Source organism: Streptomyces sp. NPDC042336 (assembly GCF_055581985.1).
This window is the reverse complement of the sequence record NZ_JBVJEA010000023.1, coordinates 15126-36606: the sequence shown is the minus strand read 5'-3', so window position 1 is coordinate 36606 and position 21481 is coordinate 15126. Positions and strand designations below refer to the sequence as shown.

20 protein-coding genes are annotated in these 21481 nt (G+C 72.2%); 11 read left to right on the top strand and 9 right to left on the bottom strand.

Features of this window, described 5'->3' with window-relative positions; genetic code table 11:
• Window positions 1-43 precede the first annotated feature (43 nt).
• Both ACZ6IM_RS33650 and ACZ6IM_RS33645 read left to right on the top strand, forming a co-directional pair.
• Window positions 44-784 carry a response regulator transcription factor gene (locus ACZ6IM_RS33650; protein WP_052842967.1) on the top strand — a complete coding sequence of 247 codons (741 nt, stop codon included), beginning with the start codon at window positions 44-46 and terminating at the stop codon, window positions 782-784.
• The gene (locus tag ACZ6IM_RS33645; RefSeq protein ID WP_052842968.1) at window positions 781-2238 is read left to right on the top strand and encodes a sensor histidine kinase; all 1458 of its coding nucleotides are present in this window, start codon (window positions 781-783) and stop codon (window positions 2236-2238) included. The genes ACZ6IM_RS33650 and ACZ6IM_RS33645 overlap by 4 nt, the downstream gene beginning before the upstream one ends.
• On the opposite strand, the gene ACZ6IM_RS33640 is transcribed toward ACZ6IM_RS33645, so the two are convergent.
• Entirely contained in the window at window positions 2232-4058 is a 1827-nt protein-coding gene (locus tag ACZ6IM_RS33640) for a bifunctional metallophosphatase/5'-nucleotidase (protein WP_052842969.1), read from the bottom strand. The two genes, ACZ6IM_RS33645 and ACZ6IM_RS33640, sit on opposite strands and share 7 nt — an antisense overlap.
• Window positions 4059-4266: 208 nt before the next feature.
• On the opposite strand from ACZ6IM_RS33640, the gene mshD reads away from it, so the two are divergent.
• Complete coding sequence (gene mshD / locus ACZ6IM_RS33635) at window positions 4267-5193, top strand: mycothiol synthase (protein WP_052842970.1); 927 nt, start codon at window positions 4267-4269, stop codon at window positions 5191-5193.
• Between the two features lie 34 nt (window positions 5194-5227).
• Here the strand turns inward: mshD and ACZ6IM_RS33630 are convergent, their stop codons facing one another.
• The 5 genes from ACZ6IM_RS33630 to ACZ6IM_RS33610 are packed head-to-tail and all read right to left on the bottom strand — an operon-like array spanning window position 5228 to window position 9746.
• Window positions 5228-5905: an ABC transporter gene (locus ACZ6IM_RS33630; RefSeq protein ID WP_469561865.1), complete on the bottom strand. Its 678-nt coding sequence runs from the start codon at window positions 5903-5905 to the stop codon at window positions 5228-5230.
• Complete coding sequence (locus tag ACZ6IM_RS33625; protein WP_469561863.1) at window positions 5893-7422, bottom strand: ABC transporter permease; 1530 nt, start codon at window positions 7420-7422, stop codon at window positions 5893-5895. The genes ACZ6IM_RS33630 and ACZ6IM_RS33625 overlap by 13 nt, the downstream gene beginning before the upstream one ends.
• Complete coding sequence (locus ACZ6IM_RS33620) at window positions 7419-8288, bottom strand: ABC transporter ATP-binding protein (RefSeq protein ID WP_469562020.1); 870 nt, start codon at window positions 8286-8288, stop codon at window positions 7419-7421. The genes ACZ6IM_RS33625 and ACZ6IM_RS33620 overlap by 4 nt, the downstream gene beginning before the upstream one ends.
• Window positions 8289-8343: 55 nt before the next feature.
• Window positions 8344-9207, bottom strand: coding sequence for a cupin domain-containing protein (locus tag ACZ6IM_RS33615; protein WP_052842973.1), 864 nt, complete (start codon window positions 9205-9207; stop codon window positions 8344-8346).
• Window positions 9204-9746 (bottom strand): RNA polymerase sigma factor, encoded by a 543-nt coding sequence (locus tag ACZ6IM_RS33610; RefSeq protein WP_011029464.1) that lies wholly within the window; start codon window positions 9744-9746, stop codon window positions 9204-9206. The genes ACZ6IM_RS33615 and ACZ6IM_RS33610 overlap by 4 nt, the downstream gene beginning before the upstream one ends.
• A 752-nt stretch (window positions 9747-10498) precedes the next feature.
• Here ACZ6IM_RS33610 and ACZ6IM_RS33605 point away from each other — a divergent pair.
• The 7 genes from ACZ6IM_RS33605 (at window position 10499) to pstB (ending at window position 18918) form a co-directional block, all read left to right on the top strand.
• The gene (locus ACZ6IM_RS33605; protein WP_052842974.1) at window positions 10499-12739 is read left to right on the top strand and encodes an RNA degradosome polyphosphate kinase; all 2241 of its coding nucleotides are present in this window, start codon (window positions 10499-10501) and stop codon (window positions 12737-12739) included.
• Window positions 12720-14018: a CHAD domain-containing protein gene (locus ACZ6IM_RS33600; RefSeq protein WP_469561858.1), complete on the top strand. Its 1299-nt coding sequence runs from the start codon at window positions 12720-12722 to the stop codon at window positions 14016-14018. The genes ACZ6IM_RS33605 and ACZ6IM_RS33600 overlap by 20 nt, the downstream gene beginning before the upstream one ends.
• A gap of 21 nt (window positions 14019-14039) precedes the next feature.
• A complete protein-coding gene (locus tag ACZ6IM_RS33595) occupies window positions 14040-14528 on the top strand; it encodes an NUDIX hydrolase (RefSeq protein WP_469561856.1) in 489 nt (162 codons plus the stop codon).
• Window positions 14529-14762: 234 nt separating this feature from the next.
• Complete coding sequence (pstS, locus tag ACZ6IM_RS33590) at window positions 14763-15890, top strand: phosphate ABC transporter substrate-binding protein PstS (RefSeq protein ID WP_469561853.1); 1128 nt, start codon at window positions 14763-14765, stop codon at window positions 15888-15890.
• A 125-nt stretch (window positions 15891-16015) separates the two neighbouring features.
• Window positions 16016-17026, top strand: coding sequence for a phosphate ABC transporter permease subunit PstC (gene pstC, locus ACZ6IM_RS33585; RefSeq protein WP_052842977.1), 1011 nt, complete (start codon window positions 16016-16018; stop codon window positions 17024-17026).
• The gene (gene pstA, locus ACZ6IM_RS33580) at window positions 17023-18087 is read left to right on the top strand and encodes a phosphate ABC transporter permease PstA (protein WP_052842978.1); all 1065 of its coding nucleotides are present in this window, start codon (window positions 17023-17025) and stop codon (window positions 18085-18087) included. Before pstC ends, pstA begins: the two co-directional genes overlap by 4 nt.
• 54 nt (window positions 18088-18141) lie before the next feature.
• On the top strand, window positions 18142-18918 hold the full coding sequence (gene pstB / locus ACZ6IM_RS33575; RefSeq protein WP_003974830.1) for a phosphate ABC transporter ATP-binding protein PstB: 777 nt from the start codon (window positions 18142-18144) through the stop codon (window positions 18916-18918).
• A 115-nt stretch (window positions 18919-19033) separates the two neighbouring features.
• On the opposite strand, the gene pitH is transcribed toward pstB, so the two are convergent.
• Complete coding sequence (gene pitH, locus ACZ6IM_RS33570) at window positions 19034-20032, bottom strand: low-affinity phosphate transporter PitH (protein ID WP_052842979.1); 999 nt, start codon at window positions 20030-20032, stop codon at window positions 19034-19036.
• A 7-nt stretch (window positions 20033-20039) separates the two neighbouring features.
• Window positions 20040-20660: a DUF47 domain-containing protein gene (locus ACZ6IM_RS33565; protein ID WP_003974832.1), complete on the bottom strand. Its 621-nt coding sequence runs from the start codon at window positions 20658-20660 to the stop codon at window positions 20040-20042.
• A 206-nt stretch (window positions 20661-20866) separates the two neighbouring features.
• Between ACZ6IM_RS33565 and ACZ6IM_RS33560 the strand changes: the two genes are divergently transcribed.
• Complete coding sequence (locus ACZ6IM_RS33560) at window positions 20867-21256, top strand: metal-sensitive transcriptional regulator (RefSeq protein ID WP_052842980.1); 390 nt, start codon at window positions 20867-20869, stop codon at window positions 21254-21256.
• Here the strand turns inward: ACZ6IM_RS33560 and ACZ6IM_RS33555 are convergent.
• Window positions 21242-21406 (bottom strand): hypothetical protein, encoded by a 165-nt coding sequence (locus ACZ6IM_RS33555; protein WP_171987290.1) that lies wholly within the window; start codon window positions 21404-21406, stop codon window positions 21242-21244. The genes ACZ6IM_RS33560 and ACZ6IM_RS33555 overlap by 15 nt on opposite strands.
• Window positions 21407-21481: the final 75 nt, after the last annotated feature.

Here is a 21481-nt window from a genome sequence, read left to right as displayed (position 1 = left end):
ACACCCCGTACCCGTACCCGACCGCACCCGAGGACCCGAGCCCATGAGCCCCGCAGACGCCGACCGCGACCGCGAGATCCAGCGCATCCTGATCGTCGACGACGAGCCGGCGGTCCGCGAAGCCCTCCAGCGCAGCCTCGCCTTCGAGGGGTACGACACCGAGGTCGCCGTCGATGGCGCCGACGCGCTGGAGAAGGCCGCGGCGTACCGGCCCGACCTCGTCGTCCTGGACATCCAGATGCCCCGCATGGACGGCCTGACCGCCGCCCGCCGCATCCGCGGCGCGGGCGACCTGACCCCCATCCTGATGCTGACGGCCCGCGACACGGTCGGCGACCGGGTGACCGGCCTGGACGCGGGGGCGGACGACTACCTGGTCAAGCCGTTCGAGCTGGACGAGCTGTTCGCCCGCATCCGCGCGCTGCTGCGCCGCAGCTCCTACGCGGCGGCGGTGGAGGCCACCACCGAGGACGACGACACCCTGCGCTTCGCCGACCTGACCATGGACCTGGCGACCCGGGAGGTCACGCGGGCCGGGCGCCCGGTCGAGCTGACCCGCACGGAGTTCACCCTGCTGGAGATGTTCATGGCGCACCCGCGCCAGGTACTCACCCGGGAGCAGATCCTGAAGGCCGTCTGGGGCTTCGACTTCGAGCCGTCGTCGAACTCCCTCGACGTGTACGTCATGTACCTGCGCCGCAAGACCGAGGCGGGCGGCGAGCCGCGCCTCGTGCACACCGTCCGCGGCGTCGGCTACGTCCTGCGGCAGGGCGGCGCCGAGTGAGAGGCGTCGTCCGCCGGGTCCGGTCCCTGCCCATCAGGGCGCGGCTGTCGCTGCTGGTGGCGGCGGCGGTGGCGTTCGCGGTGGCGGCGGCGGCGGTCGCCTGCTGGTTCGTCGTCAAGAGCGTGCTGGTCAGCTCGCTGGACGAGGCCCTGAAGGCGAACCGCATGGACAGGGACCAGGTGAGCCAGTACGTCGACCTGCGCACCGGCCTGTGTGCCCACGACCCGCTCACGCACGAGCAGAACCCGTACGGCTCGTCCGTACAGCTGGTGGCCCGGCAGAACTCGAGCTGCCTGATCATCGGCACGGAGGAGGTCCCGCTCACCGACGCCGACCGCGCCGTGGCCGAGGGCTCGTCCGCCAACACCCTGCACGACGCCACCGGCTCGGACGGCACCCAGTACCGCGTCTTCACATACACCGTGCCGGGCCTGTCCGGGGTGGCCGTCTCCGCCGCCCGTCCGCTGAGCGAGGTGAACAGCTCCCTCAGCAATCTCGCGCTGGTGCTCGTCTTCGTCGCGGGTGCGGGGGTCGTCGGCGCCGGCGCCGCCGGGCTCTGGGTGGCCCGGACCGCCCTGCGTCCCGTCGACGAACTCACCGAGGCCGTCGAACACGTCGCCCGCACCGAGGACCTCACCGTCCGCATCCCCGTCGAGGACGACAGCGACGACGAGATCGCCCGCCTCTCCCGGTCCTTCAACAGCATGACCTCGTCCCTGGCCAGCTCCCGTGATCTGCAACAACAGCTGATCGCCGACGCCGGTCACGAACTGCGCACGCCCCTCACCTCGCTGCGCACCAACATCGAGCTGCTCACCCGCAGCGAGGAGACGGGCCGTCCGATCCCGGAGGCCGACCGCAAGGCGCTGCTCGCTTCGGTGAAGGCACAGATGACGGAGCTGGCGTCGCTCATCGGCGACCTCCAGGAGCTCTCCCGCCCCGACACCGGCCAGCACGAGGGCCGCACCCGCATCCTCGCCTGGCACGACGTCGTCGAGTCGGCCCTGCGCCGCGCCCGCCTGCGCGGCCCGGAGCTGGCGATCGACGCGGACGTCCACCCCTGGTACGTACGGGCGGAACCCGCCGCACTGGAACGCGCGGTCGTCAACATCCTGGACAACGCGGTGAAGTTCAGCCCGGAGGGCGGCACCATCGACGTCCGCCTCGCCGACGGCGTCCTGACCGTCCGCGATCACGGCCCGGGTATCCCCGCCGACGAACTCCCGCACGTCTTCGACCGCTTCTGGCGCTCCCCGAGCGCCCGCGCCCTGCCCGGCTCTGGCCTGGGCCTGTCCATCGTGGCGCGGACGGTGCAGCAGGCGGGCGGCACGGTCAGCCTGACCCCGGCGGAGGGCGACGGCACGACCGCGACCGTGCGGCTGCCGGGCGCGCCGACGCCGCCGCCCGAGGTCGTGCAGGGCGCGCCCCCGCCGGAGCCGGGTGCCGGCTACTGAACGACCGTGATCCGGTCCGCCGCCGGCGGAGCGATCGGGGCGGTCGCCGAGGAGTTGGCCGTCAGGTACTGCTCGAACGCCGTCAGGTCGTCCGCGCCGACGAGTTCGTTCGTGCCCTTGCCCAGCGTGGTGAAGCCGTCGCCGCCGCCCGCGAGGAAGCTGTTGGACGCGACGCGGTAGGTGGCGTTCTCGTCGAGGGGCGAACCGTTCAGGCGGATGGAGTCCGTGACGACGCGGTCCGCGCCCGACTTGGTCAGGTCCAGGGTGTAGGTGAGGCCGGACGAGATCTGGAGGATCTTCGGGGCCGCCTCGTTCGGGCCGCTCACCTGCTCCTTGAGGACCTGGACCAGCTGCGCGCCCGTGTAGTCCTTCAGGTTCACCGTGTTGGCGAAGGGCTGGACCGTGAAGCCCTCGGCGTAGGTGACCACGCCGTCGCCCTCGGCGCCGGAGGCCGCGTAGGTCAGCGGGGCGCGGATGCCGCCCGGGTTCATCAGGGCAAGGTCGGTCTCCGGGTCCTGCGCCTTGCCGTACGCGAACTGCGCGTCGGCGATCAGGTCGCCCAGCGGGGACTCGGTGCCGTCGCGGTTGATGTCGGCGGAGACGTAGCCGATGGGGCGGTTGCCGATCGGGGCGGCCAGGGTGCTCCACTTGCCGATCAGCCGGGTCATGTCGGGCGCCTTCGGGACGTCCCGCGTCACCACGTGGTTCGCCGACTTCACCGACGTGCGGGCGATGTCACCCGTCGCGCGGTCGTACGTCAGCGTGGTGTCCGTGTACAGGCGGCCGAAGGACGAGGCCGAGGTGACCATGCGCGGGTTGCCCGCCGGGTCGGGGATCGTGCAGACGTACGCGTTGTGGGTGTGGCCGGTGACCAGCGCGTCGACCTGCGGCGTGATGTTCTTCGCGATGTCGACGATCGGGCCGGAGATGCCGTCGCCCGCGCCCGGGGAGTCGCAGTCGTAGTTGTAGGAGGACGAGGCCGGGAAGCCGCCCTCGTGGATGAGCGCGACGATCGACTTCACGCCCTGGCGCTGCAGCTCCTTGGCGTACTTGTTGATCGTCTCGACCTCGTCCTTGAACTTCAGGCCCTTGACGCCCTCCGCCGAGACGATGTCCGGGGTGCCCTCCAGGGTCACGCCGATGAAACCGACCTTGACGCCCCGCTGCTTCCACACCCAGTAGGGCTTGAGGAGGGGCTTGCCCGTCTTCTCGTCCAGGACGTTGGCCGCGAGGTAGGGGTAGTCGGCGCCCTTGAACTCCTTGTCCGAGTAGCAGCCCTCGGTGGGGTGGCAGCCGCCGTTCTGGAGGCGGGCCAGCTCCTTGGCCCCCTCGTCGAACTCGTGGTTGCCGACGCTCGTCACGTCCAGGTCGAGCTTGTTCAGCGCCTCGACGGTCGGCTCGTCGTGGAAGAGGCCGGACAGGAGGGGAGAGGCGCCGACCATGTCGCCGCCCGCGGCGGTGATGGAGTAGCGGTTGCCCTTGCGGGCCTCGCGCAGGTGGGTGGCCAGGTACTCCACGCCGCCCGCGTCGATCGTCTTCGTCGTGCCGTCCGGCTGGACCTCGGTGACCCGGCCGGAGGAACCGGCGGGCGGCTCCAGATTGCCGTGCAGGTCGTTGAAGGAGAGGAGCTGGACGTCCTGGTAGCGGCCCTGACCGTGGCCGTGGCCGCCGTGACCGCGGCCGGTTCCGCCCGCGCTCGCCGAGGCCGGGAGCGCCGCCGCGGCGAGCGCCCCGGCGGTGACGACGGTGGCGGCCGCGACGAGAAGACGGCTGGTACGGCGTCTGCGACGCGGCTGGTGCGACTGTGCTGTGGCTGGCATGCGCCCCCCTGTGGGTGTGCGTGGCGCGAGCCGCTGAGGAGACGGCTCGTCGGCGCAGCAGCCTAGAGTCAACGCGCGTAGCGCGACAGGGGCTTCCGGGTTACAGCCTGGTTTAACTTCGCCCCCTTGTTCGCCCTCGTCTCCGCCTTCGTCTCCGCCCGCGTCAGCTGCCGCCGCTTTGCCGTGCCCGCCCTTTACTCTCGTACGCATGACCAGCGACGACACCGTGCGGCCCGGCCGCCCCCGCTCGATCGAGACCCTCGCCGAACTCACGCCGGAGCAGACCGACACCGTCCTCGCCCTGCTCGCCGAGGCGGCCCGGAACGACGGGCAGCACGCCGTGTCCGAGCAGGGCCGGCTGCAACTGCGCGGTCCCGCGCGGGAGGGCGTCGCGCACCTCCTGCTCACCGTCGACGGCGAACTCGTCGGCTACGCCCAGCTGGAGGGCACCGACCCGGTCGAACCACCGGCCGCCGAGCTGGTCGTCCACCCCTCGCACCGCGGTCAGGGCCACGGACGGGCCCTGGGCGCCGCGCTGCTCGCCGCCTCCGGCAAGCGGCTGCGGGTCTGGGCGCACGGCGGCCACTCGGCCGCCCGGCACCTCGCGCAGGTGCTGGGGCTGTCCCTCTTCCGCGAACTTCGGCAGATGCGGCGCCCGTTGGCGGGGCTGGACCTGCCGGACCCGGTGCTGCCGGAGGGCGTGAGCGTGCGCACCTTCGTGCCCGGCCGGGACGACGCGGCCTGGCTCGCCGTGAACGCGGCCGCCTTCGCCCACCACCCCGAACAGGGCTCGCTCACCCAGCGCGACCTCGACGACCGCAAGGCCGAGCCTTGGTTCGACCCGGCCGGGTTCTTCCTCGCCGAGCGGGACGGCGAACTGATCGGCTTCCACTGGACGAAGGTGCACGCCGAGGAGCGGCTGGGCGAGGTGTACGTCCTCGGCATCCGCCCCGACACCCAGGGCGGCGGCCTGGGCAAGGCCCTGACCACGATCGGCCTGCGCCACCTGGAGGACCAGGGGCTGCCCACGGCGATGCTGTACGTCGACGCCGACAACAAGGCGGCGGTGGCCGTCTACGAGCGCCTCGGATTCACCACCCACGAAACGGACCTGATGTACCGCACGGAGACCTGAGCGCCGCGGCCCCCGGCCCCGGCCGCCCGCCCGGTCACCCCGGCCCGCCGGCCGCTCTCGTCCGCCGGGCCCCGCGTCCCAGGGGCTCCGGCCCGCACAGTGCCGCCACCGCGGCCGCCACCGCGGCCAGCACCGCCCACCGGTCGTGCGCGGCGGACCAGCGCGGGTCCTCGCCCTGGACGAACAGCGCCCACCCCTCCGGTGCGAGGAGGGGCGCGAGGACGGCCGTGAGCAGCAGGCAGGCCGCGACGAACGGCCCCGGACGCGCCTCGTCCGTCAGCCGTACCGCCAGGGCAGCGGCGGCGAGTGCCAGGACGCCCGCCGCCACCGCTTCCAGGGTGACCCCGCCGACCGGGGGCCTGGACGCCGAGGGGGTCAGGAGCAGTACGGCCGTCCACCACAGCGCGGCGAGCGGCGCGACCAGGGCCACCCTCAGCGCCTGCCGGACGGGCCTCGGCGTCGGCACGGGCGCGGTGAGGTGGCGGGCCGGGTCGTCCAGCAGGAAGGCCAGGCCGAGCGCGCCGATCAGGGCGGTGCCCCGCAGCAGCAACAGCGTCTGCCAGGGTGCCGGTTCGGCTCCGGTGGCGAGGGGGACGGCGGCGACCAGCAGGCCCAGGGCCCCCGCCGCCGCCAGTCCCTGCCACGGGAGGGTGCGCCACAGCGGGCCGACCAGGTCCGCCGTCACTCCTCGGACCGTCGTCACTCCTCGCACGAGTCCGCCTTCGCCGGTCCGGCCACGCCGAGCAGCTCGGCGGCGCGGGCGGTCGTGACGCCCGGCGCGGTCAGCTCGGCCCAGTGCTCCTTCACCCGCGCCCCGACACCGGCGGGCGGGTTCTCCAGCAGATGCCGCACGACGTCCGTCTGGCCCTCCGTCATGGAGAGCGGGTTGGTGGGCGACAGGACGATCGCGGAGCCCTTCACACTGTCGTCCAGGCGGACCCGGCGCAGGGCGGCCATCGGGTCGTCCTGCCAGCTCAGGGAGAGCCACATGACGGTGACCATCCGCCCGTCGCACATCTCGCTCCCCGCCGCCTCCGTGCCCGCGACGAGGACGGCGGCGACGGCACTGGAGAACTCGGGAACCCGGTTGCCGCCCCAGGCGGTGCCCACGGTCACCTGGTGGGCGTCGGTCAGTGAGGGGATCGCGGTGTCGGTCCCCGGCCCGTACCGGGCGTCTATCCGCTGCCGCACGACGAGGGGCCGTTCGTGCGCGGGGCCGCCGGCCAGGGACTGGACGTGGTCCACGACCGAGGCCCAGGCACCGGTGCGCGGCCCCCACTCGGGAAACGCGCAGTACCTCGACCGGCCGTGCTCGGTACAGGTCAGCTCGGGGCGCACCGAGGCACGCTCACGGGCCGCGGTCAGCTCCGGCGACGGCGTCGCGCCCCCGGCCTGGAGCACCCCGCCCGTCACCGTCGCCGCGATGCCGAGGGCGAGACCCGCCCGGACGGTCGCGCTCCGCCCGCCGGCGACGACCACCGCGAGGAGGGCGACGCACAGGGCGGCACCCGCCAGGTACAGGGCGTGCCAGGCGGCGGGGCGCCCCAGGAGGTCGGAGGGCAGGGTGTCGGGACCGGCCTCGGAGACGACCGGTGCCAGCCAGGACAGCCCGCTCATCTCGCTCGGCCCAGTGCCGAGGACGAACGTGAACAGCAGCACGACCACCAGCAGCGGCGCGGCGAACGGCCACCGCGCCAGCCGGCCGAGCAGTACCCCGAGCACCCCGAACGCCAGCACCGTCAGCGGCCCCACCGCGAGCTCGGCCGGTGAACCGTGTCCGATCGCACCCGGCTTGAGCGCCTCCCAGGTGAACTGACCGGCCACGCACACGGCGGTGAGCAGGGCGGCCGGCACGACGGACAGCGCGTGGGCCGCCGTACGGCGCCAGGGCTGCAGGACCAGCGTCGAGAAGTGCGGCTCGGTGCCGTGCCGCTCGGCGCGTACGACCGCGTAGTTGGCGTACAGCAGGACGGCCAGGCCGACGAGCATCGGCATGGACTGGGTGGCGCGGTCGGCGTCCTGGAGGGCGGGGCTGCCGTCCCAGGAAGTCCTCGTGCGCCAGACGATCCACGCGACATGGGCCGCGAAGGCGATGAGGACGGGGATGCTCAGCAGCAGCCTGCGGGCCTCGAACCGGGCCAGCGCGAGCACGGCCCGCGCCCCGCGGTCACGCCCGTCGTGGGCCGGCGTCCCCGCGGGCACGGCTTCCTCCGTCAGTACGGCGCTCACGCGGCCACCTCCGTGCCGGCGGTGCCCGCGCCGTCGAGGACGAGCAGGTAGCCGTCCTCCAGGGTGGGTTCGGCGGGCTCGGCGCCGGGGGGCGGGTCGCCCACGTTCCGGAAGGAGCCGGTGCCGGTGCGCCATCCGGCCTTGGCGCCGGGGTCCTTCTCCGCGCTGTTCCACACCCGCCCGGCGGCCCGCGCGGTCAGCTCGGCCGGAGTCCCGTCGAACCGCACCGCCCCGGCCGCCATGACGATCACACGGTGGCAGAGCATCGCCACGTCCTCGGTCTGGTGGGTGGACAGCAGGACGGTGCGCCCCTCCCCCGCCTCGGCGATCAGCTCCCGGAACCGCATCCGCTGCTCGGGGTCGAGACCGACGGTCGGCTCGTCCAGCACCAGGAACCCCGGGTCGCCCACCAGCGCGGCGGCGAGCGCGACCCGCTGCCGCATGCCCCCGGACAGCTTCTTGATCCGGCGTCCGCGCACTTCCCCGAGGTCGACCGCCTCCAGTACGCGCCGCACCTCGCGGTGCCGCTCCCGGCGGTCCGCCAGCTCCTTCAGGATCGCCACGTAGTCGACGAACTCGAAGGCGGTGAAGTCCGGGTGGAAATCGGGCGTCTGCGGCAGATAGCCGAGCCGCCGCCGCACCTCCTGCCGGCCGCGCGAACTCCCGGGGTCGTGCCCGAGGACGGTGAAGGCCCCCCGGTCGGCGGGCACCGCGGTGGCGAGCACGCGCAGCAGCGTGGTCTTCCCGGCGCCATTGGGCCCCAGCAGCCCGGTGACGCCCGGGGTCAGCCGCAGCGACACGTCGTCGAGGGCGCGGGTGCGCCCGTAGTGGAGGCTGAGCCCGGACGCGGAGACGGTGGGTGGCAGGGAGGTCATACGGCACTTCCGTACATGAGAAGGGTCAAGAAGAAGAGGGAGGGGCTCACGCGACGCCGCGCGCGGAGACGTCGAACCGGTCGCGGAACAGGAACAGCAGCCCGGCGCCCAGCACAGCCACGCACCCGGACACGCCCTGCCCGGCCGCGGTGAACGGCGCCAGCGGGCCCTCCGTGGACGCGCGGGCCGCGTCCGCGGCCAGCAGCACGGCCGCCCAGGCGCACACGAGCACGGACGGCGCGAGCACGGGGCCCAGCCGGGGCGTCAGCGCGAGCCCGGTCGCGGTGAGGGCGAGCCCGGGCAGCAGCCAGGCCAGGGCGGCCGGTCCGAATCCGGGCAGCGCGAGGCTGGCCAGGCCGCCCACCCCGAGCGCCACCACCAGCACCGCGACCGTACGGATCATCAGCAGCCGGAAGCCGTGCATGGGCGAGACGACGGCCATCTCGTGCGTGGGGTCCAGCGTGGGCCCGTAGGCGAGCGCCACCGAGACCAGCGGCAGCAGCGGGGCGCAGACCAGGAACAGGGTGGGCCGGCCGGCGGCACCGGCCGAGACGGCCACGAGGAAGGTGGTGATCAGCACGGCGGCGAGCGCGCCGAACCAGGACCGGCGCAGTATGGGAGTGGCCGCGAGCAGTCTCGCGGTGCCGTCGCCCACGCCGCACCGCACCAGCAGCCGCTCGAGCAGGCCCGGCCGGGGGACGTCCAGCTCGGCGTCGAGCCGTGCCCACCCCGCGTCCAGCGCGGCGGCGTCCCCCACCTCGGCGAGGACGCCCCGGCAGGCGGCGCAGGCGGTCAGATGGGCGTCGACGGACCAGAGCGCGGGCGCCGCGAGCTCGCCCCGGGCGTAGGCCCGCAGGTCGTCCTCGTCCACGTGCCAGGCGTCCCGGGGACGGCTTTCCTCGATCCTCATGCCAGCGCCTCCCTCAGCTGCCGGCGGGCCCGCATCGCCCGCGTCTTGACCGTGCCCGGCGGGATGCCGAGCAGGACGGCCGCCTCACGGGTGGTCAGCCCGTCGACGACGGTGGCCTGGAGCACCGCGCGCAGCTCCGGCGAGAGCCTCACGAGCGCGCCGGCGAGATCCCCGTGCTCGACCCCGGCGAGGACGCGCTCCTCCGCCGAGACCTCGTCCCGGTGCCGCAGCCGCGCCAGCGCCTGCCGCAGCCGTCCGCGCGCCCCCTCACCGCGCAGCGCGTCTATCAGCCGCCGCGACCCGATCCGCCACAGCCACCCCGCCACATCCCCTTCCTCCCGGTAGCGCGCGCTGCCGCGCCATACCGCGAGGAAGGTCTCCTGCACGACGTCGTCGACCACGGCGGCGTCGGCGCAGCGGCTGCGCATACGGGCGGTCAGCCAGGGTGCGTACCGGCGGTACAGCTCCTCGAAGGCGCGACGGTCGGCATCCGCCGCGACGGCCCGCAGCAGCTCCCCGTCGCTTCTCGTTTCGCTCACATCTCCTCATCGCACGAGCCCGCCCAACCGGTTCACACGATCTCCTGGCCGGGACTTTCGCGAGCGTAGGGGGTGCGGCGAGGCGAGCTACGCGGGCACCCGGCGCGGGTGCGGGCGCGGTGCCGGTCGAGCGGCGGCCCGGCGCTTACGGGGTGCCGCTGCGCCCACTCTCCCCCATCGCCCCAGCGGCACGACTGCCCGCAGCTACACGGCATGGCGACCGCCCGCAGCGAGGGCGACGGCCCGCAGCCGGGGCGGCATGGCGACGCGGCGGGAGAGCCGCGTACGGCGGGCCGGGGCAGCGCGGCGTCGGCGGCCCGCAGCCGCGTACGGCGAGAAGGGGCCGTGTCGGGGGGTGTCCGCCCGCAGCGGTTGGCGCGTCAACGCCGGGGGAGATCTGTGGCCGACCGATTCCGCGCCGTTCCGAGGACGGACACCCCCCGGCACGGCCCCGACCCACCCACAACGCACCGCGCACCGCGCACCCCCACCGAACCCGCACAGGCGCCGCAGGCACCCCCCACCCCCACCGAACCCGCACAGGCGCCGCAGGCACCCCGCACCCCAAGCCGCACAGCCCGCCGCAGGCACCCCCCAGAGGCCCCCCGCTATCCCGCACGTCATGTCCCCGTAACCATCGATTCAGACAGCCTTGCGAGGCTCACCGAATGAAGCCGAGCGAGCCACAGCCTTCCGGGCCTTCCGTGCCCTCCGACGCGCCTGAGACGCGCGCGGCGCGGAAGAATGGGTTCATGAGGCAGCCGAACACCCAGGCAGAGGTCCAGCACACGCAGCCCTCCGTGGGCTCCATCGCGGCGCACCGCCCCGACACCGTGGCCGCCACGGTCTCCGGCCTGGAGCCGGACATCGACGCCGACCTCGACGCGTACGAGGAGTCGGAGGAGTCCCAGGACGGCAGCGCCCGGCTCCCGCAGGGCCGCTTCCTGGACCGGGAACGCAGCTGGCTCGCGTTCAACGAACGCGTGCTCGAACTCGCCGAGGACCCGAACACCCCCCTCCTGGAGCGGGCCAACTTCCTCGCGATCTTCGCCAGCAACCTGGACGAGTTCTTCATGGTCCGCGTCGCCGGCCTCAAGCGCCGCATCGCGACCGGCGTCGCCACCCGCTCCGCCTCGGGCCTCCAGCCCCGCGAGGTGCTGGACATGATCTGGGCCCGCTCCCGCGAGCTGATGGCCCGCCACGCCGCCTGCTTCCACGAGGACGTCGCCCCGGCCCTCGCCGAGGAGGGCATCCACCTGGTCCGCTGGAACGAGCTGGCGGAGAAGGAGCAGGCCCGCCTGTTCACCCTCTTCCGGCACCGGATCTTCCCGGTCCTCACCCCGCTCGCGGTCGACCCGGCCCACCCCTTCCCGTACATCTCGGGCCTCTCCCTCAACCTCGCGGTCGTCGTCCGCAACCCCGTCACGGGCCACCGCCACTTCGCCCGCGTCAAGGTCCCCCCGCTGCTCTCCCGCTTCCTTGAGGCCTCCCCGGGCCGCTACGTCCCCGTCGAGGACGTCATCGCCGCCCACCTGGAGGAGCTGTTCCCGGGCATGGAGGTGCTGGAGCACCACACCTTCCGCCTCACCCGCAACGAGGACCTGGAGGTGGAGGAGGACGACACGGAGAACCTCCTCCAGGCCCTGGAGAAGGAGCTGATGCGGCGCCGCCTGGGCCCGCCCGTCCGCCTGGAGGTCGAGGAGTCCGTCGACCGCGAGGTCCTGGACCTCCTGGTGCGCGAGCTCAAGATCGGCGAAGCGGAGGTGTACCCGCTCCCCGGCCCCCTGGACCTCACCGGCCTCTTCCGCATCCACAGCATCGACCGGCCCGAGCTGAAGTACCCGAAGTTCGTCGCCGGCACCCACCGCGACCTGGCCGAGGTCGAGTCCGCGTCCGCGCCGGACATCTTCGCCGCCCTGCGCACCAAGGACGTCCTGCTCCACCACCCGTACGACTCCTTCTCCACCTCCGTGCAGGCGTTCCTGGAGCAGGCCGCCACCGACCCCGACGTCCTGGCGATCAAGCAGACGCTGTACCGGACGTCCGGCGACTCCCCCATAGTCGACGCGCTCATCGAGGCGGCCGAGTCCGGCAAGCAGGTCCTCGTCCTGGTCGAGATCAAGGCCCGCTTCGACGAGTCCGCCAACATCAAGTGGGCCCGCAAGCTGGAGGAGTCCGGCTGCCACGTCGTCTACGGCCTGGTGGGCCTGAAGACCCACTGCAAGCTCTCCCTGGTCGTACGGCAGGAGGGCGAGACGCTGCGCCGCTACAGCCACGTCGGCACCGGCAACTACCACCCGAAGACGGCCCGCCTCTACGAGGACCTGGGCCTGCTCACCTCGGACCCGCAGGTCGGCGCGGACCTCTCCGACCTGTTCAACCGCCTCTCCGGCTACTCCCGGCGCGAGACGTACCGCCGTCTGCTCGTCGCGCCCAAGTCGCTGCGCGACGGCCTCGTCTCCCGCATCCACAAGGAGATCCAGCACCACCGCGCCGGGCGTCCCGCCCACGTCCGCATCAAGGTCAACTCGATGGTCGACGAAGCCGTGGTCGACGCCTGCTACCGGGCGTCCCAGGCAGGAGTGCCGGTCGACGTGTGGGTGCGCGGCATCTGCGCGCTGCGCCCGGGCGTGCCGGGTCTTTCGGAGAACATCAGGGTCCGCTCCGTCCTCGGCCGCTTCCTGGAGCACTCGCGGGTCTTCGCCTTCGGCAACGGCGGGGAACCCGAGGTGTGGCTCGGCAGCGCCGACATGATGCACCGCAACCTCGACCGCCGGATAGAGGCCCTGGTCCGGGTCACCGACCCGGCCCACCGGGCAGCCCTGAACCGGCTCCTCGAGAACGGCATGTCCGACGGCACCGCCTCCTGGCACCTCGGCCCGGACGGCGAGTGGACCCGGCACGCGACCGACGCGGACGGCCAGCCCCTGCGCAACGTCCAGGAGATGCTCATAGACGCCCGGAGGCGCCGGCGTGGCACAGCGACACCTTGACCCGACGGAACCCATGGCGAGCGCCGGCCCGCCGCAACCCGCGAACGCGACCGCTCCCGCGACCACGGCCACGACCGCGCGCGGTCACACCGGTGCGGGCCCGCGCACCGACGCGGGCACCGACGCACTCGTGGGCTACCTGCGCGCCCAGGCCACGGAGTTCCTGCGCGCACTGCGCCGGCACCGGGAGTCGGGGACAGGCGCGGGAGCAGGGGCCGGAACCGATACGGCGGGCACGAACCGCGCGTACGGCGGCCCGGACCGCCCGGCCCCGCCCGCCGACGACGTGGACGCGGCCCGCGCCCTGCGCCGCGCCGCCCGCCGCATCAGCGCCACCCTGCACACCTTCCAGCCGCTGCTGGACGCCGACTGGGCGGAGGAGATGCGCCCCGAGCTGGCCTGGCTGTCCGGCACGCTGGCGATGGAGCACGCCTACGCGTCCCGTCTGGAACGCCTGCTCCAGGCCCTGCACCGGCTCTCCGGTTCCACGGCGTTCCCGGCCCCCCGCCCGACGACGGGCCGGACCACCGCCACCGCCACCGTGCCGCCCACCGTGTCCCCCGTGCCCGCCACCACCCACCCGGCATCCGCGAACCGCGGCAACCTCACGGTGGGCGCGGCCAAGGCGGGCGCGCTGCTCGACCGGCAGCTGACCCTGGCCCGCACCCGGGCGCACTCCACCGCCCTCCAGGCACTGGGCAGCAGCCGCTTCCACGCCGTCGCCGACAAGGTCGCCTTACTGGCGAGCGAAGTACCCCTGAGCGGCGCGGGACGCAGGGCCGCCTCCGCCGCCGCCCCCGATACCGCGCCCGTCGACCTCCGCCCGCTCGCCACCGCCGCGCAGGAGCGCCTCACCGACGCCGTGGCCGCCCTCCCGCTGGTCACCGCGGGCAGTCCGTACAACGCCGAGGCACTGGCCCACGGGCTGTCGCCGGACCCCGCCCCGCACCCCCAGGACGCCCCGTGGCACCAGGTCCGCCTGCTGCTGCGCCTGCACCGCTACGCCCTGGAGGCGCTGGCCGGCGCGGATGCCGGGGGCGACGGGGCCGCCGAGGAGGCGGTGGATGTCCGCCTCCTGGCCGCCGGCGAGGCCCTGAACCGCCACCGCGACGCCGCGGAGGCCGCCGCGGCCGCCGCCCAGGCCGCCCGTACCCCGCGCATCGCCCCGGCGACGGCGTACGCGCTGGGCGTGCTCCACGCCGACCAGCGGCATGAGGTGGAGGCGGCGCGGTACGCGTTCCAGCACTGCTGGCGCAAGGAACCGATCAGGCTGCCGTAGGACGACGGAAGGGGGGACCCCATGAGCCCCGAGCACGGAACCGGCCCGGCCCCCGTCCGCGCGGCAGGCTGCGTCCTGTGGCGCCCGGCCCCGCCGAGCGCGGCCTCCGCGTCCGCTGCCACCGCCACCGCCACCTCCGCTTCCGCCTCCGGCCTGGAGCTGTGCCTCGTACACCGTCCGAAGTACGACGACTGGTCGCATCCGAAGGGCAAGCTCGAACCGGGCGAGGACCCGCTCGCGGGCGCCCTGCGCGAGGTCGCGGAGGAGACGGGGTTCGCCGCCGAGCCGGGCGTGGAGCTGCCCACCGTGCGCTACCTCGCGAACGGCCGTCCCAAGGTGGTCCGCTACTGGGCCGCGGCGGCCACCACCGGCGCCTTCGTCCCCTCCGACGAGGTCGACCGCATCCTGTGGCTGGCCCCCGCGGCCGCCCGCGCCCGCCTCACCCAGCCGCGGGACCGGACCCTCGTCGACGCACTGCTCGCGACGCGCCCGCGCGGGACCACTGGCTGAACCACCCCTCCAGCCACCCTCCGAGCCGCCCCGGAACCGTCCCGGACCCGCTCCCGGAACCGCCCCGTGTCCTCGACGTAAGCGTTCCGTGACCTCACCGCACCGTCCACAGGGGTTCACCCCGCGTTCATTTACGCCCTTCGGCGCCTTCATCTGATCTGCCTAATTTCGGCCTTACCACTCCTCGCACGCCGCCGAATTCAGGACGGCGGCTCCTGGAAGGAACTCCCTCAAGTGAAGCTTCAGCGCATGAACCGGCGGGCCCTCGCTCTCGGTGCTCTCGCCGTCTCCGGCGCCCTGGCCCTCACGGCGTGCGGCTCGGACGACACCGGCGGCAACAGCGGCAGCGACTCCAGCTCCGCCTCCGCCAACAGCAACATCAAGTGCGACGACGCCAAGGGCCAGCTCCAGGCCTCCGGCTCGTCCGCCCAGAAGAACGCCATCGACGCCTGGGTCAAGCAGTACGTCGCGGCCTGCAACGGCGTGCAGATCAACTACAACCCGACCGGTTCCGGCGCGGGCATCACCGCCTTCACGCAGGGCCAGACCGCGTTCGCCGGTTCGGACTCCGCGCTGAAGCCGGAGGAGATCGAGGCCTCGAAGAAGGTCTGCAAGGACGGCCAGGCCATCGACCTGCCGATGGTCGGCGGCCCGATCGCGGTCGGCTTCAACGTCACCGGCGTCGACTCGCTCGTCCTGGACGCGCCGACCATGGCGAAGATCTTCGACAGCAAGATCACCAACTGGAACGACGAGGCGATCAAGAAGCTCAACCCCGATGCCAAGCTGCCCGACCTGAAGATCCAGGCCTTCCACCGCTCGGACGAGTCCGGCACCACGGACAACTTCACCAAGTACCTGAAGGCCGCCGCGCCCGACGACTGGAAGTACGAGGGCGGCAAGTCCTGGGAGGCCAAGGGCGGCCAGTCCGCGCAGGGCTCCTCGGGCCTGGCCGGCCAGGTGAAGCAGACCCCCGGCGCCATCTCCTACTTCGAGCTGTCCTACGCCAAGGACGGCATCAAGACCGTCGACGTCAAGACCGCGGCCGCCGAGCCGGTCAAGGCGACCGTCGAGAACGCCACCGCCGCCATCGGCGCGGCCAAGGTCGTCGGCACCGGCAAGGACCTCGCCCTTGAGCTGGACTACACCCCGGACGCGGCCGGCGCCTACCCGCTGGTCCTGGTGACGTACGAGATCGCCTGCGACAAGGGCAACAAGGCCGACACCCTGCCCGCCACCAAGTCCTTCCTGAACTACATGGCCTCGGAGGACGGCCAGGGCCTGCTGGCGGACGCCGGCTACGCCCCGATGCCCACCGAGATCATCACCAAGGTCCGCGAGACCATCTCGGGCCTGAGCTGACCCGAGTGCGGTCCGGTCCCCACGGGGGCCGGACCGCACCGTCCGGTGCACCGCCGCCAGGAGCCCCCCGACCGGGGCTCCGCCCGAGCCGCCGACCACGACGGCTCCGCAGACCGGAGAACCCGATGGACATAACAACGGACACCCAGAAGCCCGCCCCCTCCCGCACACCCCAGCCGCCCGCCGCCAAGGACACGCGCGCCACCCGTGGCGTCACCCGCCCCGGCGACCGGATCTTCGTCGGGCTCTCCCGCGGGTCCGGCATCCTGGTGCTGGTCATCATGGCCGCCATCGCGGCCTTCCTCACCTACCGCGCCGTCCTCGCCATCGGCGACGACGAGGCGAACTTCTTCACCACCTTCGAATGGAACCCGACCGGCAGCCCGCCGGAGTTCGGCATCGCGGTCCTGGCCTACGGCACCGTCGTGTCGTCGATCATCGCCATGGCCATCGCCGTCCCGGTCTCGGTCGGCATCGCGCTGTTCATCACGCACTACGCGCCGCGCAAGCTGGGCGGCCTGATCGGCTACGTGATCGACCTGCTCGCCGCCGTGCCCTCGATCGTGTACGGCCTGTGGGGCGCGCTCGTCCTCGTGCCGCACCTGAACGGGCTGTACGGCTGGCTCGACGAGTACCTCGGCTGGACCGGGATCTTCGAGTGGAACGGCGGCGCGGGACGCTCGCTGCTCACCGTGGGCATCCTGCTGGCGATCATGATCCTGCCGATCATCACCAACGTCAGCCGTGAGGTCTTCCGGCAGGTCCCGCGCATGCACGAGGAGGCCGCCCTGGCCCTCGGCGCCACGCGCTGGGAGGTCATCCGGATGTCGGTGCTGCCCTTCGGCCGCTCCGGCGTCATCTCCGCCTCGATGCTCGGCCTCGGGCGCGCGCTCGGCGAGACGATGGCCGTGGCCATGGTGCTCTCCCCGACCTTCGACATCGCCCCGAGCCTGCTCGACCCGGGCGGCGGCACCTTCGCCCAGAACATCGCCAGCAAGTTCAACGAGGCCACCCAGATGGGCCGAGACGCCCTGATCGCCTCCGGTCTGGTCCTGTTCGTCATCACCCTGCTGGTCAACGGCGGCGCCCGCATGATCATCGCCCGCCGCAAGGAGTACTCGGGGGCCAACGCATGAGCAACGACACCCTGACCCCCGCCCCCGAGAACCGCGGCTCCCTGCGCGCCGCCACCCTGCCCAAGTGGTTCCCGTGGGCGGTCGCGGCCGGCTCGGTCCTCCTCGGCCTCGGCATCAGCGCCGCCGCCGGGCTGAACAGCAGCATCCAGTGGGCCCTGATCGCCGCGGTCCTCTTCGTCGCCGGTTCGTACGGCATCTCGGCGAGCGTCGAGGGCGGCCGGCAGGCCAAGGACCGGGTCGCGACCAGCATGGTGTGGGTCGCCTTCCTGCTGGCCCTGATCCCGCTGCTCTCCCTGATCTGGGAGACCGTGAAGCAGGGCGTGAAGGTCCTCGACGGCTACTTCCTGACCCACTCGATGGGCGTGGTCGGCGACAGCGAGCCCGGCGGCGGCATCTACCACGCCATCCTCGGCACGCTGGAGCAGGTAGGCCTCGCCACGCTGTTCTCCGTGCCGATCGGCGTACTCACCGCGATCTACCTGGTCGAGTACGGCCGCGGCCGGCTCGCCAAGGCCGTCACCTTCTTCGTGGACGTCATGACGGGCATCCCGTCCATCGTCGCGGGCCTGTTCGTGCTGAGCCTCTGGGTGCTGATCCTGGACATGGGCCCGTCCGGCGTGGCCGGCTCGTTCGCCCTGTGCATCCTGATGATCCCCGTGGTCGTCCGCTCCACCGAGGAGATGCTCAAGCTCGTCCCGAACGAGCTGCGCGAGGCGTCCCTCGCCCTGGGCGTGCCGAAGTGGCGCACGATCCTCAAGGTGGTCCTGCCGACCTCGATCGGCGGCATCGTCACCGGCGTCATGCTGGCCGTCGCCCGCATCACCGGCGAGACGGCCCCCGTGCTGCTGCTGGTCTGGGGCACCGACTTCATCAACGCGAATCCCTTCCAGGACCCGCAGGAGTCGCTGCCGATGTACATCTACCTCCAGTACGGCGCGGGCTCCGACGCGGCCTACGACCGTGCCTGGGCGGCGGCCCTCACGCTCATCGCCTTCATCATGATCCTCAACCTCGCGGCCCGCGGCATCGCCCGCTGGAAGGCCCCGCAGACGGGTCGCTGACGCGACCGGCGCACGAACAGTCAGCGACTCGGACCGAAAGAAGCAGTGATACCCATGGCCAAGCGCATAGATGTCAGCGGCCTCAACGCCTACTACGGCTCCTTCCTGGCCATCGAGGACATCTCGATGACCGTCGAGCCCCGCTCCGTGACGGCCTTCATCGGCCCCTCCGGCTGCGGCAAGTCCACCTTCCTGCGCACGCTCAACCGCATGCACGAGGTCACCCCGGGCGGCCGCGTCGACGGCAAGGTGATGCTGGACGACGAGAACCTCTACGGCGCCGGCATCGACCCGGTGGCCGTGCGCCGCGAGGTCGGCATGGTCTTCCAGCGCCCCAACCCCTTCCCGACCATGTCGGTCTACGACAACGTGGCGGCGGGCCTGCGCCTGAACGGCAAGTACAAGAAGTCCCAGCTGGACGACGTCGTCGAGAAGTCGCTGCGGGGCGCCAACCTCTGGAACGAGGTCAAGGACCGCCTGAACAAGCCCGGCTCCGGCCTCTCCGGCGGCCAGCAGCAGCGCCTGTGCATCGCGCGGGCGATCGCGGTCGAGCCGAACGTCCTGCTCATGGACGAGCCCTGCTCCGCCCTGGACCCGATCTCCACCCTGGCGATCGAGGACCTGATCGGCGAGCTGAAGGAGCGCTTCACGATCGTCATCGTGACGCACAACATGCAGCAGGCGGCGCGCGTCTCGGACCGTACGGCGTTCTTCAACCTGGCGGCGGTCGGGCAGCCCGGCAAGCTGATCGAGATCGACGAGACGGAGCGCATCTTCTCCAACCCGTCGGTCCAGGCCACGGAGGACTACATCTCCGGCCGCTTCGGCTAGACCGGCCCCGCCCCACCGAACCCCTCGCGGTGCTGCATGGCGGTGCCACCGCGAGGAGCACAAGGGCCCGCCCCCCGGAACCGGGGGGCGGGCCCATCGCCGTACGGGATCGCCGCTACAGGACCGCGAGATTCACGATCCAGAACGACACCGCGGCCACCAGCGCGGCAGCCGGCATCGTGATGAACCACCCCATGATGATGTTCTTCGCGACCCCCCACCGCACGGCGTTGACCCGCTTCGTGGCCCCCACACCCATGATCGCCGAGGTGATCACATGCGTCGTGGAGATCGGCGCGTGGAACAGGAACGCCGAGCCGAACATGATCGACGCCCCCGTCGTCTCCGCGGCGAACCCCTGCGGCGGATCCAGCTCGATGATCTTCCGCCCCAGCGTCCGCATGATCCGCCAGCCACCGGCGTACGTCCCCGCGGACAGCATCAGCGCGCAGGCGAGCTTCACCCACACCGGGATCGGGTCGCCGTAGTCCTCGACGTCGGCGATGACCAGCGCCATCACCACGATGCCCATCGTCTTCTGCGCGTCCTGCAGGCCGTGCCCCAGCGCCATGCCCGCCGCCGACACGGTCTGCGCGATGCGGAAGCCGCGCTTCGCCTTGTGCGGGTTGGCCCGCCGGAAGATCCACATGATCGCGGTCATCACCAGGTAACCGGCGAGCAGACCGATCACCGGCGACACGAACATGGGGATGACGATCTTGTCGACGACCCCGTGCCAGTACACGGTCGTGCTCCCGGCCAGCGCGGCGCCGACCATGCCGCCGAACAAGGCGTGCGAGGACGAGGACGGCAGCCCGAAGTACCAGGTGATGAGGTTCCAGACGATGGCGCCCACGAGCGCCGCGAAGAGGATCCCCATCCCCTTCGAACCCTCGGGGGTCTGGATCACCCCCTCACTGACGGTCTTGGCGACCCCGGATCCCATGAACGCGCCTGCCAGGTTCATGACCGCCGCCATGGCGAGCGCCGCCCGGGGCGTCAGCGCACGCGTCGACACCGAGGTGGCGATCGCGTTGGCCGAATCGTGGAAGCCGTTGGTGTAGGTGAAGAAGAGCGCGACCCCGATGGTCACGACCAGAGCAAAGGTGTCCATGAACGGCTCAGGACTCCTTGACGGCGATGGTCTCCACCGTGTTCGCCACGTGCTCGAACGCGTCCGCCGCTTCCTCCAGCACGTCCACGATCTGCTTCAGCTTCAGCACCTCGATGGCCTCGTACTTGCCGTTGAAGAGGTGGGCGAGCAGCTTGCGGTGGATCTGGTCGGCCTGGTTCTCCAGCCGGTTGACCTCGATCCAGTACTCGGTGAGGTTGTCCATGGTGCGCAGGTTCGGCATGGCCTCGGCGGTCAGCTCGGCGGCCCGTGCCAGCACCTCGATCTGCTGCTCGACGCCCTTGGGCAGCTCCTCCACGTTGTAGAGGACGACGAGGTCGACGGCCTCCTCCATGAAGTCCATGATGTCGTCGAGGGAGGAGGCGAGGTTGTAGATGTCCTCGCGGTCGAAGGGCGTGATGAACGAGGAGTTCAGCTGGTGGAAGATCGCGTGCGTGGCGTCGTCACCCGCGTGTTCGGCGGCCCGCATACGCTCTGCGATCTCGGCCCGGGCGGATGCGTCCGCCCCGAGCAGTTCCATCAGGAGCTTGGAGCCCGTGACGATGTTGTCCGCGGAGGCGGCGAACATGTCGTAGAAGCTCGTCTCCCTGGGGGTCAGACGAAAGCGCACGTGGGGTCCTCGGGGTGCATCGGTTTCGGTCAGGCTGATGCTAGGCGCATCATCCGGCCACTGCTAACGGGCCGTCCCCCAGTGTCGCCCATCAGGCAGAGTGATGAGCAGGGGGGCGACGTCGGCGCTCCGGCAAGGCCCCCCTACCCGGGAAAGTTCGTTACCATATACCCACCAGGGGTATATGTCCGTTATTGGAGGACGCGATGACGACCACCGAGGCCGGCGCGGGTGCGCCCTCCTCCGCCGTGGACCAGGTGGCGGACCAGGTGGAGACGGACGGCACGGACATCGTGACCGACCACGACCGCGGCGTGCACGGGTACCACAAGCAGAAGGACGAGCACCTCAAGCGCCTGCGCCGCATCGAGGGGCAGATCCGCGGCCTGCAGCGGATGGTCGACGAGGACGTCTACTGCATCGACATACTGACCCAGGTCTCCGCCTCCACGAAGGCCCTGCAGTCCTTCGCGCTGCAACTGCTGGAGGAGCACCTGCGGCACTGCGTCGCCGACGCGGCCCTCAAGGGCGGCACCGAGATCGACGCGAAGGTGGAAGAGGCGACGAAGGCCATCGGCCGCCTACTGCGTACGTGAGCGCTCCTCGGCCACCCGCAGCACCTCGTCGATGCTCTCCAGGCTGAGCCGCTCCCGGGCGGCCGACGCCGCGATGATCAGCTCACCGCACAGCTCGATCTCGGCGAGGGCCACGTGGTCCTGAACCGCCGTACCGCCGACCGGAGCCACACGCGTCACCTCGTCTCTGCCGTCACCGACTTCCTAGAGTAGGGAGCGGCCTACACACCGCGCATGGCACGGAAG

Excerpts from the sequence above, each read along its gene's own strand:
- ACZ6IM_RS33640 (WP_052842969.1), bottom strand. The coding sequence starts at position 4,058 with ATGCCAGCCACAGCACAGTCGCACCAGCCGCGTCGCAGACGCCGTACC.
- ACZ6IM_RS33595 (WP_469561856.1), top strand. The coding sequence starts at position 14,040 with ATGAGCCCCGAGCACGGAACCGGCCCGGCCCCCGTCCGCGCGGCAGGC.
- pitH (WP_052842979.1), bottom strand. The coding sequence starts at position 20,032 with ATGGACACCTTTGCTCTGGTCGTGACCATCGGGGTCGCGCTCTTCTTC.
- ACZ6IM_RS33605 (WP_052842974.1), top strand. The coding sequence starts at position 10,499 with ATGAGGCAGCCGAACACCCAGGCAGAGGTCCAGCACACGCAGCCCTCC.
- ACZ6IM_RS33650 (WP_052842967.1), top strand. The coding sequence starts at position 44 with ATGAGCCCCGCAGACGCCGACCGCGACCGCGAGATCCAGCGCATCCTG.
- pstA (WP_052842978.1), top strand. The coding sequence starts at position 17,023 with ATGAGCAACGACACCCTGACCCCCGCCCCCGAGAACCGCGGCTCCCTG.
- ACZ6IM_RS33560 (WP_052842980.1), top strand. The coding sequence starts at position 20,867 with ATGACGACCACCGAGGCCGGCGCGGGTGCGCCCTCCTCCGCCGTGGAC.
- ACZ6IM_RS33615 (WP_052842973.1), bottom strand. The coding sequence starts at position 9,207 with ATGAGGATCGAGGAAAGCCGTCCCCGGGACGCCTGGCACGTGGACGAG.
- pstC (WP_052842977.1), top strand. The coding sequence starts at position 16,016 with ATGGACATAACAACGGACACCCAGAAGCCCGCCCCCTCCCGCACACCC.
- mshD (WP_052842970.1), top strand. The coding sequence starts at position 4,267 with ATGACCAGCGACGACACCGTGCGGCCCGGCCGCCCCCGCTCGATCGAG.
- pstB (WP_003974830.1), top strand. The coding sequence starts at position 18,142 with ATGGCCAAGCGCATAGATGTCAGCGGCCTCAACGCCTACTACGGCTCC.